At 68.8% G+C, this 15,315-nt stretch carries 9 protein-coding genes and 2 pseudogenes; 3 read left to right on the top strand and 8 right to left on the bottom strand.

Annotated features, from left to right (window positions below; translation table 11 throughout):
- Positions 1–26: 26 nt before the first annotated feature.
- The gene (locus tag ASF52_RS00055; protein WP_056165687.1) at positions 27–2,714 is read right to left on the bottom strand and encodes an MGH1-like glycoside hydrolase domain-containing protein; all 2,688 of its coding nucleotides are present in this window, start codon (positions 2,712–2,714) and stop codon (positions 27–29) included.
- Positions 2,715–2,886: 172 nt separating this feature from the next.
- The gene (locus tag ASF52_RS00050; RefSeq protein WP_056165684.1) at positions 2,887–6,288 is read right to left on the bottom strand and encodes a GAF domain-containing protein; all 3,402 of its coding nucleotides are present in this window, start codon (positions 6,286–6,288) and stop codon (positions 2,887–2,889) included.
- A gap of 364 nt (positions 6,289–6,652) precedes the next feature.
- Here ASF52_RS00050 and ASF52_RS00045 point away from each other — a divergent pair, with 364 nt between their 5' ends.
- The gene (locus ASF52_RS00045; protein ID WP_056165681.1) at positions 6,653–7,222 is read left to right on the top strand and encodes a YciE/YciF ferroxidase family protein; all 570 of its coding nucleotides are present in this window, start codon (positions 6,653–6,655) and stop codon (positions 7,220–7,222) included.
- A gap of 123 nt (positions 7,223–7,345) precedes the next feature.
- Here ASF52_RS00045 and ASF52_RS00040 read toward each other — a convergent pair whose 3' ends face one another.
- Positions 7,346–9,037: a methyl-accepting chemotaxis protein gene (locus ASF52_RS00040; RefSeq protein WP_056165677.1), complete on the bottom strand. Its 1,692-nt coding sequence runs from the start codon at positions 9,035–9,037 to the stop codon at positions 7,346–7,348.
- A gap of 590 nt (positions 9,038–9,627) precedes the next feature.
- Between ASF52_RS00040 and ASF52_RS23075 the strand changes: the two are divergent.
- Positions 9,628–10,037: pseudogene (locus ASF52_RS23075) on the top strand (transposase); the annotation flags it as partial.
- A 288-nt stretch (positions 10,038–10,325) separates the two neighbouring features.
- Here ASF52_RS23075 and ASF52_RS22315 read toward each other — a convergent pair.
- The 4 genes and pseudogenes from ASF52_RS22315 to ASF52_RS00020 form a co-directional block, all read right to left on the bottom strand.
- Positions 10,326–10,532: a transposase gene (locus ASF52_RS22315; RefSeq protein ID WP_056165674.1), complete on the bottom strand. Its 207-nt coding sequence runs from the start codon at positions 10,530–10,532 to the stop codon at positions 10,326–10,328.
- Positions 10,439–10,876, bottom strand: a complete 438-nt coding sequence (locus tag ASF52_RS23660; RefSeq protein ID WP_443136638.1) for a transposase — start codon at positions 10,874–10,876, stop codon at positions 10,439–10,441. The genes ASF52_RS22315 and ASF52_RS23660 overlap by 94 nt, the downstream gene beginning before the upstream one ends.
- Positions 10,877–11,012: 136 nt before the next feature.
- Positions 11,013–11,375, bottom strand: coding sequence for an avidin/streptavidin family protein (locus tag ASF52_RS00025; RefSeq protein ID WP_056165671.1), 363 nt, complete (start codon positions 11,373–11,375; stop codon positions 11,013–11,015).
- Positions 11,376–11,868: 493 nt separating this feature from the next.
- Positions 11,869–12,979, bottom strand: a pseudogene (locus tag ASF52_RS00020) (transposase).
- 443 nt (positions 12,980–13,422) lie between these two features.
- On the opposite strand from ASF52_RS00020, the gene ASF52_RS00015 reads away from it, so the two are divergent.
- Positions 13,423–14,391 (top strand): helix-turn-helix domain-containing protein, encoded by a 969-nt coding sequence (locus ASF52_RS00015; RefSeq protein WP_056165668.1) that lies wholly within the window; start codon positions 13,423–13,425, stop codon positions 14,389–14,391.
- A gap of 109 nt (positions 14,392–14,500) precedes the next feature.
- On the opposite strand, the gene ASF52_RS21765 is transcribed toward ASF52_RS00015, so the two are convergent.
- Positions 14,501–15,255 (bottom strand): IS5 family transposase gene (locus tag ASF52_RS21765; protein ID WP_156629927.1). Its coding sequence is split into 2 segments (ribosomal slippage): positions 14,501–14,923 and positions 14,926–15,255, totalling 753 coding nucleotides; the frame shifts between segments, so codons are not numbered across the junction.
- Positions 15,256–15,315 lie beyond the last annotated feature (60 nt).

Below are 15,315 nucleotides of genomic sequence, written 5' to 3'. Positions count from 1 at the left end.
CACGGCGGGATCCTCGCGCAAGGCCCTTATGGCAAGGCGCCGTCCCCCGCGCCCGGCCGGCCCGCCCGGTGGTGGAGCAGGTTGAGGATGAGCGCCGTCCAGCCGGTCTGGTGGGAGGCGCCGAGGCCCCGGCCGGTGTCGCCGTCGAAGAACTCGTGGAACAGGAGCGCGTCGTCCTCGCCCGGCGCCGTCGGGATCGGTTCGCGGTTCCCGAAGATCGGCCGGCGCCCGTCGGAATCCTTGGCGAACAGGGCGATGAGCCGGTCTTCCAGGGCGTCGGCGATGGCCGCCAAGGTCAGCGAGGTGCCCGACCCGGTGGGGTACTCGACCAGAAAATCGTCGCCGTAATAGGCGTGGAAGCGGCGCAGGGCCTCGATGATGAGGTAGTTCATTGGCATCCACACGGGCCCGCGCCAGTTGGAATTGCCGCCGAAGATGTTCGAGGTCGAATCGGCCGGGTCGTAGCGGACCGTGAACGAGGCGCCGAACTCGTTGAGCGCGTAGGGCCGGTCGCGGTGGGCCTTCGACAGGGAGCGGATGCCGTGGTCCGACAGGAACTCGGCCTCGTCGAGCATGCGCCGCAGGAGCGCCTTCATCCGGTGGCCGCGCAGGAGCGACAGGAGCTTGCGGTCGCCGACCCCGCCCTCGGTCCAGCGCGAGACGAGGCAGGCGAGGTGCGGACGGTTCTCCAGCACCCAGTTCATCCGCCGGGCGAAATCCGGCAGGCGCTGGAGCATCGCCGGCTCGATCACCTCGACGGCGAAGAGCGGCACGAGGCCGACGACGGAGCGCACCCGCAGGGGGAGCATGCCCCCGCCCGGGATGTCGACCTCGTCGTAGTAGAATTCGTCTTCCTCGTCCCACAGGCCGAAGCCCTCGCCGCCCATGTCGGTCATGGCCTCGGCGATGAGGAGGAAGTGCTCGAAGAACTTCGACGCGGTGCTTTCGTACACGTCGTTGTGGAGCGCGAGTTCGAGGGCGATGCGCATCATGTTGAGGGCGTACATCGCCATCCAGGCGGTGCCGTCGGCCTGGTGGATGCGGCCGAAGCCGGGCGGCGGGCGCGAGCGGTCGAACACCCCGACATTGTCGAGGCCGAGGAACCCGCCCTGGAACACGTTGCGGCCGTCGGCGTCCTTGCGGTTGACCCACCAGGTGAAGTTGATGAGCAGCTTGTGGAAGACGCCCTCGAGGAAGGCGATGTCGCCGCGCCCGCCGCGCCGGGCGCGGTCGATCTCGAACACCCGGAAGCTTGCCCAGGCATGGACCGGCGGGTTGGCGTCGCCGAATTCCCACTCGTAGGCCGGCAGCTGGCCGTTGGGGTGCATGTACCATTCGCGGGTGAGCAGCAGGAGTTGCTTCTTGGCGAAATCCGGGTCGAGCAGCGCCAGGGGCAGGCAGTGGAAGGCGAGATCCCAGGCGGCGAACCACGGGTATTCCCAGGTGTCGGGCATGGAGAGCACGTCGGCCCCGGCGAAGTGGCGCCAGTTGGTGTTGCGGCCGCCCTCGCCCTTGCGCTCGCGCGGCGGCGTCGGCTGGAGCGGGTCGCCCTGGAGCCACAGGCGGACATCGTAGGAATAGAGCTGCTTCGACCAGATCAGGCCAGCGGCGGCCTGCCGGAAGATCGTGCGGGAATCCGCGTCCGCGATGCCGTCCTGCAGGCCGTCGTAGAACGCGTTGGCTTCCACCACCCGGCGGTGGAGAATGGCGCCCTCGTGGTCGACGGGGCGCTGGCGCCGGCCGGCCGAGAGCCGAAGAGTGACGCGCTTCGCCTCGCCGGGCTCCAGCCGCAGGGCGTAGTGCAGGCCGAGCTTGGTCCCGCCGTCACGGCGGATCGCCGATTCGTCGCCGTCGACGATCGCCGCGTGCAGGCCGTCCTTGAACGGGCCGGTGGCGTCGGGCTTCCAGCCGTGCAGGCGCAGATTGGTGTCGTTCTCGCAGAACAGCACCTCCGGTTCGCCGTCGAAGGCGAGGCGGTAGGCCCCGAGGCGCGGATGGGTGGCGAGGATCCCGCCATCGGCCGCCCTCGCGAGGCGCGGACGCGCATCCTCGCCCCGCGATCCTTCGCGCCATGACCAGGTGTTGCGGAACCACGCCTGCGGGACGAGGTGGAGGTCTGCGGCCTCGGGCCCGCGATTGACCGCCGTGATCACCGCGTGGATGTCGTCGAAATCCTCCTTGGCGTACTCGACCGTGACGTCGAAGAACCGCATCCCGTCGAAGATGCCCGTGTCCTCGATCTCGTATTCGGGCTCGTCGCGGCCGCGCCGCCGGCCCTCCGCCACGAGGTGGTCGTACGGGTAGGGCCCTTGCGGGTAGCGGTAGAGCACCTTGAGGTAGGCGTGGCTCGGGACCGCGTCGAGGTAATGGTAGACCTCCTTCACGTCCTCGCCGTGGTTGCCCTCCTCGTTGGTGAGGCCGAACAGGCGCTCCTTCAGGATGTGGTCGCGCCCGTTCCACAGGGCGAGGGACAGGCAGAGCTGCCCGCGCTCGTCGCAGATCCCGGCCAGGCCATCCTCGCCCCAGCGGTAGGCGCGGGAGCGCGCCTCGTCGTGCGGCAGGGAGCGCCAGGCGTTGCCGTCGCGGCTGTAATCCTCGCGCACGGTGCCCCATTGGCGCTCGGCGAGGTAGGGGCCCCACAGGGACCAGGCCCGCTCGCCGCGCCCCTGCTCGGCCAGCCGCCGGCGCTCGGCCCAATCGTCGAGCTCGCTCAACGCCGCGCCCCGCGAACGGGGACGGCCGAGAGGGGGAGCGCGGGCAGGCGGGACGGGTGAGGGTCGGTCATGGGTCCCGGCGGGGTGTGGTTCGGTGGCCGACGGGATGCACTATCGGCGCCAAGCCAGGCAGCCCCCCGGAACGCATGCCTCGTGGACCCGCGCGCCGCCCTCAGGCCTGCGGCTCGCCCGCGAAGGCCGCGAGCGGTGCGACGAGGATGCAGGCCACGCCCTCGGGCCGGTACTCCAGGGACAGGGTGCCGCCGACCTGCGAGACGAGGCCGCGTTCGATGAAGCGCGAGCCGAAGCCCTTGCGGGTAGGCGGCACTACGGGGGGCCCGCCGGACTCGATCCAGGCGAGGCGCAGCTCCGGCCCGGTCGTGTCCCCCGGGGTCTCCTCCGGGGTCTTCTCCAGGATGTCCCAGGTCACCGCCACGTGCCCGGAATCCGTCGAGAGGGCGCCGTACTTCGCCGCGTTGGTGGCGAGTTCGTGCAGCATCAGCGCGAGGGAGACGGCCCGGTCCGCCCCGATCTCGAGGCTGGGGCCGGAGACCCGGAACCGCGCCAGCCCGTCCTGATGGACCTGCAGGGCGCCCTGGACCACGGGCTCGATGCGGGTGCTGGTGAGTGCCGCCCCCATGAGGAGGTCGTGGGCGCGGCCGAGGGCGATGAGGCGCCCGGCGAGCACGTCCTTGGCCTCGTCCACGTGGGTGGCGTTGCGCAGGGTCTGCGTGGCGATGGACTGCACCATCGCCAGGAGGTTCTTCATGCGGTGCGAGAGTTCGTGGTTGACGAGGTCCTGCTGTTCCTCGGCCTTGAGGCGGGCCAGCGCCGCGTAGGTCCGGTCGGCGACGCCGCGGGTGAACGCCACCTCCTCGATGCTCCACACCCGGGGGGCGGCCTCGTGCACGAGGATGAGGCCGACGAGGGCCCCGGCCTTGAGGAGCGGGACCATGATCTGCCCGCGCACGCCGAGGGCGCGGTAGGCCGCGGCATCGTCGGCGAGGCGGACCTCCGCCAGGACATCGGCGCAGACGACGGCCCGCCCGGTGCGCAGCCGCTCGACGGTGCGCGGTAGGTCCGCCAGCGGGTAGGTGCCCCGGAGGCTGGAGAGACCGGGCGCGGCCCAGTCCCCCGTCACCGTGAAGGTTTCCCGCCCGGCATCGAGGGTGCCGTAGGCGGCGCGGCCGGCGCCCAGGGTCCGCCCCAGGACATCGGCCGCGATGGTGACGGCCACGGCGGCGCTCGTCGCCTCGCCCAGGCGGTCGCCGAGGTCGAGGAGCGCCTCGATGCGGTCGCGGGCCGCGCGCTGGTCGGTGACGTCCGAGACGGTGCCGAACAGGCTCGAGACCCGGCCGGCGGCGTCGCGGGCGAATTCGGCCCGCCGGGCGATCCAGCGGATCGCGCCGTCGTCGGCGCGGCGGATGCGATACTCGATCTCGGGCAGGGCGGTACCGGTGGCGCGGCGGGCGGCCTCCGCGCGCAGGTGGGAATCCTCCGGCAGGATCAGCCCCTCGATGACCGCGACCGGACAGGTCCGCGCGTCGGCCAGGCCGAACAGCCGGCAGAACTCGGCCGAGACCACGATGGATTCGGCGCCAACATCCGCCTCGAACGTGCCGATGCCGCCGGCCTGCTGGGCGCGCCGCGAGCGCGCATCGCTCTCGCGCAGGGCCGCCTCGTCGTCGAGGCGCTCGCGGGCGACGGAGAGGAAGCGCGCGAGGGTGGCGAAGAATTGCAGCGCCTCGCGGTCGAAGTCGGGCGCGTCGCGGCGCGCGAACGAGATCACGCCGGCGAGGCCCCCGCGCCCGGTGATGGGAAAGCTCGCATAGGCGTCGATGCCGGCCTCGCGCGCGCTGCGGTAGCGCGCCGTGCCGTCCGCCTGCAGGCCGGACAGGATCAGCGGCCGGCCGGTCCCGGCCACGATTCCGCAGAGCGGTTCGTCGAAGGGGGCGCGGTTCAGGGCGGCCCGCGCCTCGGGCGCGACGCCCAGCGCCTGGGCGAGGTGCAGTTCGGCGCGGTTCGGCACCAGGGTCCAGGTGTAGCTCTGGTCGAACCCGAGGGTTTCGGCCCCTTCCTCCAGGATTGGCAGGAGCTCGGCGGTCGGGTCCGCGGCGGCCAGCAGCGCGGCGGAGGCCCGGCTCAGGAGGTCGAGGCGCTGCTCGCGTCGCCGCTCCGTGGTGCGGTCCTGCAGGATCTTGAGGAAGCCCCGGACGCTGTCGTCCTCGTGGCGCAGGGTCATCATGCGGCCCACCGCCCAGAACCGCCCGCCGTCGCGGCGCTGGTGCCAGCGCACGTCAGACGACGAGCCGGCGGCGAGGGCGATGCGCGCCTCGCGCTCGGGCACGCCGTCGCGTTGGTCCTCGGGGGTGAAGAAGGTGTCGAGGAGCCGGCCCTTCACCTCGTCGGCCGACCAGCCGATGATCTGCTCGGCGCCGGTGTTCCAGTCGGTGATCCGCCCGTCGGAATCGGCGGCCACGATGGCGAAGTCGATGGCGCTGTCGAAGATCGCCTTGTAGCGGTTCTCGGCCTCGCGGAGCGCCTGCCGGGTCTCGGCCTCGGCGACGTCGCCGAAGGCCGACCCGGCGAGCCCCGCCAGCATCTGGGCCATGAGGATGTCGCGCGGGCCGAAGGGACCGTCTGCTTCCGAGCGGATCTCCAGGATGCCCACGGCGAGGCCGTGGCGCTGCACCGGGACCGCGACGACGGCCGGGGGCGGGCGGTCCGGGTCGGTCCCCGGCGCGCCGGTGGTGCCGACGAACAGCCTCTCGTCCGTGAAGGCCCGGCCCGACGGCGTGTCCGCCATGGGCATGCGCCGGCCGATCCATCCGCCCGCCCGCCCGGCGCCGGCGCGGCAGACGAGGTCGTCGCCGTCGCGCAGGGTGACGACCGCGCTGTCGGCGCGGTCGATGATCGACAGGGCGGCATCGACCACGGCCCGGAACACCGTGTCGAGGTCGGAGGTCGCGGACGCCACGACCTGCTGGGTGGCGATCATCGCCTCGAGGCGCGCGGCGTCGGCCACCGCCTGAGCCTGTCCGCGCCGCTCGCCCGTCAGGGCCGCGTCGCGCTCCATCACGGCCCGGCGCAGGTCGAGCTGGCTCATCACCTGCTCGGCCAGGGCCGTGAGGGCTTCGGCCTGCTCGGCCGTGAGTCCCTCCGGGCGCGCGACCTCGTCGATGACGCACAGGGACCCGAGGGTGTGGCCGTCGGGCGTGGTCAGGGGCGCGCCGGCATAGAACCGGATCGCCGGTGCGCCGGTGACGAGGGGGTTGTCGCGGGTGCGGGGGTCGAGGGTCAGGTCGGGGATGACGAGAAGGTCGCCGCGCCCGAGGACATGGGCGCAGACGGACGCGTTCAAGTCGGTCTCGCAGGGGGCGAAGCCGGAGCGGGCCTTGAACCATTGCCGGTCGGCGGCCACCAGACTGACGAGGGCCACGGGCGCGGCGCACAGGGTGCGGGCCAGGAGCACGATGCCGTCGAAGCCCCGCTCGGGCGGCGTATCCAGGATGCCGTGGGCCTCCAGGGCCGCGAGGCGGTCCGGATCGGCAGCGAGCGGGGGGAGATCCGTCACGGGCTCGCCAGGGGCTGAAGTCTCACCGGGCACGCGGTCCGGGCCCGTCCGGCCATACCTGTCCGTACCACGCCGGGGACCGGCGCAGGGAAGGCGCCTGCGTTCGTCGCGATGCGCGCGAGGGGGTATTTCGGACCGGCCATCCCGGGCCTCATAGCACAGGGATGGCCGGCTGGGATGCCTTCACGGGTCCACGAGGCCACGATCGTTCGCCGGGGGCGGCCAAGCCCCGTCCCGGTTCCTCCACAGGCCGAAAATATCGCCGGGAGCCGACGTGGGAGGGACGCGTTGCCTGCCCACGAACCGCCGAACACCGTGTCCAGCGCACGCTCGGCGGCCCCCCGAACAGGCAAGGAATCGATCCATGGCGACCAAGGTGAAGACCCTGAACGATGCCTTCTACGAGACCCTGAAGGACGTCTATTACGCCGAGAAGCAGTCCGTGAAGGCGCTCAAGAAGGCGGCCAAGGCGGTCGAGCACGACGAGCTGCGCCAGGCGTTCGAGACCCATGCGGAGGAGAGCGCTGGCCAGGTGGAGCGCCTGCAACAGGTGTTCGAGATCATCGGCAAGCCGGCCCGCGCCAAGACCTGTGAGGCGATGCAGGGCATCACCTCCGAGATGGAGGAGGACATGGACGATTTCGGCGACAGCCCGGCCGCCGACGCGGTGCTGGCGGCCTGCGCCCAGGCGGTGGAGCATTACGAGATCGCCCGCTACGGCACCCTGAAGACCTGGGCGGCCCAGCTCGGCCACGCGGACGCCGCCGCCCTCCTCGACGAGACCCTGCAGGAGGAGAAGAAGGCCGACGCCCTCCTGTCGAAGATCGCCGAGACCCTCAACTCCGAAGCCGACACCGGCGAGGGAGAGGACGGCGAGGACGCGGATGCCGCCCCGAAGGCGACCAAGGGCAAGACCGGCCGCAAGGCCGCGTAGGCTCAGACAGGTTGGGCTCGGCGAGGTTGGGCTCGGCGAGCCCGCGACCCATGGTAAAGGCGGCCGGATCGGCCGCCTTTTCAACGTTCGGGGTCGGGTTACGGTGCGGGCCGCCGGACGGGTTCAGGCCGCCTTCACGCCCGCGAGGAAACGCGTCACCTCCCCGCTGAGGCTCTCGGAGTAGCGCGACAGTTCCCGGGCCGCGCCGAGCACCTGGGTGGCGGCCGCACTCGTGGTTCCGGCGCCCATGCGGACATGCTCGATGTTGTTCGTCACGTTGCGGGTGCCCTGGGCGGCCTCCTGCACGTTGCGGGCGATTTCCTGGGTGGCGGCGCCCTGTTCCTCCATCGCCGCGGCGATGCCGGAGGAGAAGCTGGACATGTCGGCGATGGTCTTGCCGATGCGCCCGATGTCGCTGACGACCTCGCCCGTCGCACCCTGGATCTCGCCGATCTTCAGGCGGATGTCCTCGGTGGCCCGCGCCGTCTGACCGGCGAGTTCCTTCACTTCGGTGGCGACCACGGCAAAGCCCCGTCCGGCCTCGCCGGCCCGCGCCGCCTCGATGGTGGCGTTGAGCGCCAGGAGGTTGGTCTGGCCCGCGATGGTCTGGATCATGGCGACCACGTCGGTGATGCTGTCGGCGACGACGGCGAGCCGCTGCACGGTGGCCTCGGTCCGGCGGGTATCCGCCACGGCCTGGTCGGCGTAGGTCGAGGACTGGCTCACCTGCCCGACGATCTCCTGGATCGAGGCCGACATCTCCTCGCTGGCCGCTGCCACGGTCTGGACGTTGGCGGAGGTCTGCTCGGCCGCGCCCGCCACGGACACCGCCTGCTGGATCGCCTGCTCGGCGGTGGCGGACATGGACTGAGCCGTGGCCTCCATCTCGGTGGCCGCACCCGCCAGGCCCTGGGTCAGGACCGAGACGTCGGATTCGAAGCGCTTGGTCAGGCCGTCGAGGATCTCGGCGCGGCGCATCTTGGCGGCGTTCTCGACCTCCTGCTCGGCCGCGAGGCGCCGGGCCGTCACGGCGTTGACCTTGAACACTTCGAGGGAGCGCGCCAGCAGGCCGATCTCGTCCTTGCGCTCCACACCCTCGACCGCGATGGCGAGATCGCCCCGGGCGAGCCGGTCCATGGCGGCGGTCATGCGGCCGATCGGACGCGACACCCCCATCACGACGATGGCGGCGGCGAGACCCATGGCTGCCAGCAGGCCGAAGGCGGCCGACACGATCAGCAGGGTGGTCGACGTGGCCGCGAGGCGCTCCGCCTCACCGGAGGCCACCGCGAGCTGCTGCTCGATGACGCCACTCCGGGACTGGGCCTCCTCGCGAAGCTTCGTGCGGCGCGGCGCGGCCTCCTCCTGGGAGATCTTCATCCCCTGGGCCGACTCGCCCTTCACGCCGTGGTTGGTGGACCGTTCGAGGACAGCATAGTAGGCGTCCAGGCCAGCGCGCAGGCTCTTGTTCGCCGCCGTCCGCTCCGCCGAATCCTCGAGGGCCACCAGGCGGTCCAGGGCCGCGTGGCTCGCCTTGATGGCCGCGGCCTGCTTGGCCTGATAGCCGCTCATCTTGGAGAGATCGGTCTCGACCAGCGTGTTGCGGTTCTGCACCGCGGCCTCGGTCATGGCGACCTGCATGGTCAGGATGTGGGCCTGCCGTGCGGCCTGGACCTGCGCGATCTGGTGGGTCTGCCCGGCGAGGGAGATCAGGGCCGAGCGGGCATAGGCGACGAGCCCGGCCGCGACCACGGCCATGATCGCCAAGGGAAGAGCGATCTTCGTCAGCAGGCTGAGATTGCTGAAGGTTCTCATGAGCAAGGACTTTCCGGCTGACCTGTCGAAGCGGTCATACGGAAACGTTACCGCAAGCAGTTAAATCGTTCCTTAATAAAAGCAAATATCCAAACGAGGGGATTCTGAAAAAGCCTGCAAGACAAACAGGATTTAGATGGCCATATGTCCGCCAAAGGGTCGTATTTCGACGCCATGGTTCGGCTAAACTGCATCTATCGGTTCGGTATCGAATGCAACAAGCAAGCGCTTCTCGCATGCGAAGTCTCGGTCCGGTCATGATATTGGTCGGGCGGAGGCCCGTATCGCCCTCCGAAAGAGAGCGCTGCGGCATCGGACACGCTGGCGGCTGCCCTGAATACGATATCCGCATGCCAACGACAGGAGCGGGGGCGGTCCCTAGAGCCGCGCCCGAGGGTATTACGGGTGATGCGTTGACGGGCGGAGGCATGCTCGATGCCGTCATGAGACCTTCTTGGCCAGATCCAGGCCGATGGTGCCGACCCCTGGCACGAACGCCGCCCTCGGGTGGTTCACACCACCACCACTTCGGCCCATCGACGCCGTCGGGGCGATCATCCCATCACGACAAGACCATCACCATCACCGTCACCGTCACCGTCACCGCCGCTTTGCGCAGCAGCGGCCCCACCGCCATCGCCCTGTTCGACGGGTCCACGAACGGCGCGCGCTTCCGCGCTCAACGACCGACACGCTGGTTCCGGTGCTGAAGCCGGGCGATACCGTCATCCTCGACAACCTGAACGTCCACGAGGTGGTCGGCGTGCGTGAGGCCAGCGAGGCGGCCGGCGCACGGATCCGCGCCCTTCCCGCCTGCAACCCGGACCTCGATCCGATCGAGCCGACGTTCGCCGAGCTCAAGGCCCTGCGGCGCAGCGCGGCGGCCCGCACCGTCCCCGACCGCCAGGCAGACATCGGCAAGGCGTTCGGCCGCTTCACGCCCCAAGAGTATCGAAACCCCATCGCCGCCGCCTGGCACGAATGCGACTTGGCCGTCGCTGCATGGGCGGGAACGGCTCTCGCAGCTGGGCGCGGCGATTTCGAACCGACGGATCGGGGCCGACCGGTCCACGGCGCGAGGCCAGGCACCCACGTCGCGCGACCGGCCCGGAGTCTCCGCTCCCGCTTCCGTCTCCGATGGGCTCGGTTCGCATCGGGCTCGGTTCGCATCGGGCTCGGTTCGCATGGGCTTGGATGTTCCGAGAGCTCACCCGCACGCCCGCAAAAATTTCTCTAGGGTTGTTTAAACGAGAATATTTCACCTCTGAGCCTGTTTGAGATCTTATTGTCAGGCTGGATTGTTGAGGGCGTTGGCGGCCATGAGGCTGGCGGCGCAGGCAAGACGCCCTGTTGCGACATCGGGCCGACCGGCGCGCTCGCGGTGCAAGCCGCCCCGATGGCTCATCCAGCCGAAGCTGCGCTCGACCACCCAGCGCCGCTCCCGCACGACGAGGCCCTTCTGGTCCGGCTGCTTCTTGACGACGCGATGGCGCATGGCGTGCCGGTTGCACCACTCTCTTGCCCCCCACTCTTGGCACCACTCTTGGCCCCATCGTAGCCGCGCCGCCCGCGCACACCGAGGCACTTGACGCTTTGGGTGTCGACGATCGCCGGCCGCGGCTCCGGGCGGCGTCCGCAGCGCCGTCGCTGGCGGCGGGCGAGAGCCCGCATCAGCGCCTCGAACAGGCCTTTGTCGGTCCAGCGCCGGAACCAGCCATAGACCGTGCGCCAAGGCGGAAAGCCAGCCGGCAACCCTCGCCGGGCGCCACCCGTCCGCAGATGCCGGGCGATATGTCCTTCAGGCACGTCTCGTGACGCGTCCGATGTGGGTCCACCCACATCTGCTCTCCACTCCACCCCGCCAGGCGGACGTCGTGTTTGCACACGAGACAGATGGGGACGACCGGCGGAGGACCTCAAACAGGCTCCTGATAAGATGTGCGGCGCCTGAACACCGCCCGGATCCCGGCAACGGTCATCTGCGAGTGAAAGTGTCCGATCCCGCGTTGATCGATGCCCATTCCTCGCCGGAGTCGACCTGCTTGGTCATCTGCCAAAGCGTTTTGATTGTCTCCCTTGGCGCGTTCGGAAGAAGCTGCCCCACCCAGGAAGTGATCGCCTGAAAGGCCTCCCAGTGCACGGTGAAGGCGATCAAGTCTCCATCGACATAGCCGACGAGGGTACCGGCGGCCTTTATACCTCCGCTGCTGACGGCGCTCTCATATGTGCCGGAAAGCGCATCGTTCGTCTGAACAAGGACGACTTCCGAACCCCCTTCGTTCACCCACGTCCCCGCGAAATCGACCGAGGTTCCCGTCCTTGCCGTCGCTCGTGCCAAAGCCTTTTCTTATGGCATCTCGCTCCCCTTTCTCCGTCGACCAGCATGATCGACCACAAGCCAAGATAGCAAAGTCGCGCAGGCTTTGCGTTGGAAACCAAGAGACGCCGATACCATGCCGAACCGGGGGAGCGTTCATCGACCGCTGCGCGCCTCGGTAGCCAGCCGAGGAAGCGAGCAAAGCCGAGACCGTTATCGAACGCTGTAGTCTCACTCCGGTTCGCCGGTCCCCGCGATCCGTGCCAGGCTGGTGTCGTGGGCAAGCGCTGTGTCGCTCACGATCAACAAGTCCAATCCTTCATCTCGGTCTGGTCCAGGCCGTTTCAAAACTCGGGGATTGGGGCTTTTGCGATCGGGAGACGTCCCGGTCTCGCGAGAACGGGCTGTTCATCGCGTCGAACAGGTTCTTACGGTCGGGAGACGGCCAGTTCTTGGTGGAAAAGGTTTCCTGGGCGGTCTCTCGGCCTCTTCGGCGAGCGATCCAAGCCCCCGCTCAGGTGGGGATCGCCGCCAGGAGCTTCCGGCTTCCCATGATGTTGAGAACCCGCGTCAGATTGTAGGCCAGGACCTGGAGCGCCATCTCGGTCGAGACGCGCGGCAGCGTCTTGGTCAGGAAGTGCGTGGCCCCCATTCGCGCTTTGAGCGCGCCGAAGGGATGCTCGACCGTCTCGCGCCGGACCCGCATGGCCAGCGGGTCGCCGTCCAAGCGGCGCTGCACCGTCTCCAGCACGTCCTCGTGCTCCCAGCGCGTCACCCGGCGCTCATTGCCATTCGTACAGTCCGTCTTCATCGGGCAGGCCGAGCAAGCATTCGTCCAGTGACGATGCAGCGTCAGACCCTTCTCCACCGTGGTGCAACGGTGGGCATGCCCGACCCGCGCCCGCTGGTTGCCATCGATCGCGCGTCGGGATCGGTCAGCGAGATCTGCCGGTCGGGCGCCGCCTTCACCTGCTCCTCCAGGCTGGCCAACCGCTTCATCTCCTGCCCGAGGCGGGCGATCTTCTCCTTCAGCCGCACCACCTTGGCGGCCAGTTCAGGTGTGGGATCCTGACGATCGGCCGTGTCGAGCTGCGAGAGGTAGCGCGACACGCTCTCCTCGATCTGCTGCGACGCCGGTCGAGCTTGCCTTGTGTGAAATTGCGGTCGCGGTTGTTGACCGCCTTGAACTTCGAGCCGTCGATCGCGACGCGCGTTCCCGTCAGAAGGCCCATCTCGCGGCACAAGGCGACGAAACGGGCACAGGCACGCCCGATGGTCGGTCCGTTCTGACGGCGGCACTCGGCAATGGCCTTGTGATCGGGCGACAGCTGACCCGTCAGCCACATGACCTCGACGTTGCGGCCCGCTTCGCGCTCCGGACGCCGGCTCGACGGGACCCGGTTGAGATAGCCGTAGACATAGAGCTTCAGGAGGGCTGCGGGATGGTAGCCCGGTCGTCCCGTCCGTGCCGCATCGACGCCCGCGAAGCCGAGCGCACCAAGACCCAGCGCATCCACGAAGGCATCGACCACGCGGACCGGGTTGTTCTCGGCGATCCAGTCTTCAAGACACGGCGGAAACAGCGTCGTCTGATCGCGCTCGGCACCGACAACAAACCGTCCCATGCCAGCCTCCGGTCGACCAGGAGAAAGCTACCATCATCGGCGTTTTGACACAGCCAGGGGCGAGAACCGACGGTTCGGTCCACGAGCGGATGGACCAACGCTGCCGGTGCGCGAGGTCGGACATACGGTCATCGTCCGGACGCGCGTGGACCAGCCTCCGTGCGCGCTCCTCTCGGCCGGGAGCCGCTGCGATCCCCGAGGGGCATCCCGATCCCAAAAAAGCCTGCCGATCCCGAAAAAGCCTGCCGATCCCCAAAAAGCCTGCCGATCTCGGAGGGACTCGACGGTGGGAGCGGATCCATCCGACCGCCGTCGTTCCATCGAATCGATCTCGTAGCTCAACAAGGCCGTCGCAGTCGGCGCACGAGCATCGACCGACCCGCGTTTTCCCGGCGCGGGACACGGGATAGTCTTGGATCGGAAAACGGCTGTGGAGCCTGGGCATGAAGCTCTTGGTCACGACGAAGAACGTCCCGCTCCATCGCAAATTCGACCTCTGGCGCGACGTTTCCTACGAGCGCCTGATCCCGAGCGAGGCCCGGAAGAGTGGGGACGGTCCGTTCGAGGGCACGCTCGAAGCGGCGGACATGGGGGGTGTCCTCATCACCCGATCGACGTTCGGAGCCCTGACGACGGACGTGACGCCGACGAACATCAGGCGGCACGGCAAGCAGCATACCCTCTCGGCGACGATACGCTTGTCCGGGACAGCGGCGAGCGCGCAGAACGACCGGTCCCTGATCCACAACCCGGGCGACATCGTCATCGTCGACCGATCACAGCCGGTTCGCCTGGATTTCAAAGCGCCGACCCAGTCGCTCGTGGTCGAGATCAATCGCGATCGCATCGAGAACCTGCTCGGACCCGCGATCCTCTACAGCGCCCTCAGGATCGATGCCGGCTTGGCCAGCACGACCCTCGCGGTCAGCTTCTTCAAGCAATTGATCACCCAGCAACACACGCTCACGCCCGATACGGCGGCGCGGATGTCCTCCATCGGTGTCGATCTCCTGGTGGCCAGCATCGCCGAACGCATGGCCCTCGAAACGCCGAAGCCCCTCTACGGAACGGTCCTGGTTCAACGCGCGAAGGCGTATGTCGAGGCGCATCTCGGAGAGCAGACCTTGACGCCGGCGGAGTTGGCGCTGGCCATGGGCGTATCCCTCCGGCGACTCCAGGAGTTGTTTCACGAGCGCGGCCGCAACATCTCCGACTGGATCTGGCAACGCCGCCTGGAGGTGGCCGCGGCCCGCTTGAGCGATCCGGGCGGCCTTCCGGTGTCGATCGGGGCCATCGCCTACGGTTGCGGTTTTGCGGACCAGGCCCATTTCTCGCGTCGCTTTAAAGAGCGCTACGACCTGTCCCCGAGCGTGTACAGGCGCGCGGCGGCGCGACGGCAGCCCCCGTCCTAGGCTCTGGACTCATAACCAATAACTGACGGTCGCTGCGATGGAGACGGCGGCGAGATAGTTGGTTGCGAGCCTGTCGTATCGCGTGGCAACGCGACGNTAGGCTCTGGACTCATAACCAATAACTGACGGTCGCTGCGATGGAGACGGCGGCGAGATAGTTGGTTGCGAGCCTGTCGTATCGCGTGGCAACGCGACGGAAGTCCTTGATGCGCCCGAACATGCGCTCGATGGCGTTGCGGCCTTTGTAGAGGACTGGCGAGAAGCACGGCTTCCAGCGCCGATTGGATTTCGGCGGGATGTTGGGGGCGGCTCCCGTCGCCTCGATCTGCCGGCGGATGGCGTCGCTGTCGTAGCCTTTGTCGGCAAGCAGGATGCGGCACCGGGGCGAGCGCTCGAGGAGCAAGGCTCCTGCCTTGCAATCCGCGACCTGTCCACCCGTCAGCAGGAAGGCGAGCGGGCGGCAGAACCGGTCGGTGAGCGCATGGATTTTGGTCGTGCGCCCGCCCCGCGAACGGCCGATGGCCTGATTGTGCTCCCCCCCTTTCCGCCGGATGCGCAGCGATGCGCCTTCACGGCCGAGGAATCGATGAGAACCTGCGAGGGTGGCCCGCCAGCCTTGGCCAGGGTCTCGAACAGATCGGTCCAGACCCCCTTGGCCGCCCACCGCACGAAGCGATTGTAGAGCGTCTTCCTCGGACCATAGATCTCGCGCGGCGCATCCGCCCAACGCCCGCCCGACCTCAGCACGTGGATGATGCCGCTGATCACCCGACGGTCATCGACGCGCTCCTTGCCCCGCGTATCTGTCGGCAAGTGCGGCTCAATCTTCGCAAACTGTGCGTCCGTCAGCCAAAACTCGTCCATCCGATCCTCCTTCGTCACAAAGGAATCACGGACACTCCTGACAAGCCAAATTTATGGGTC

The sequence above is a fragment of the Methylobacterium sp. Leaf112 genome (assembly GCF_001423295.1).
Taxonomy (GTDB): domain Bacteria; phylum Pseudomonadota; class Alphaproteobacteria; order Rhizobiales; family Beijerinckiaceae; genus Methylobacterium.
The sequence above is the reverse complement of the archived record's forward strand: the minus strand, read 5'-3'. Positions and strand labels throughout refer to the sequence as shown.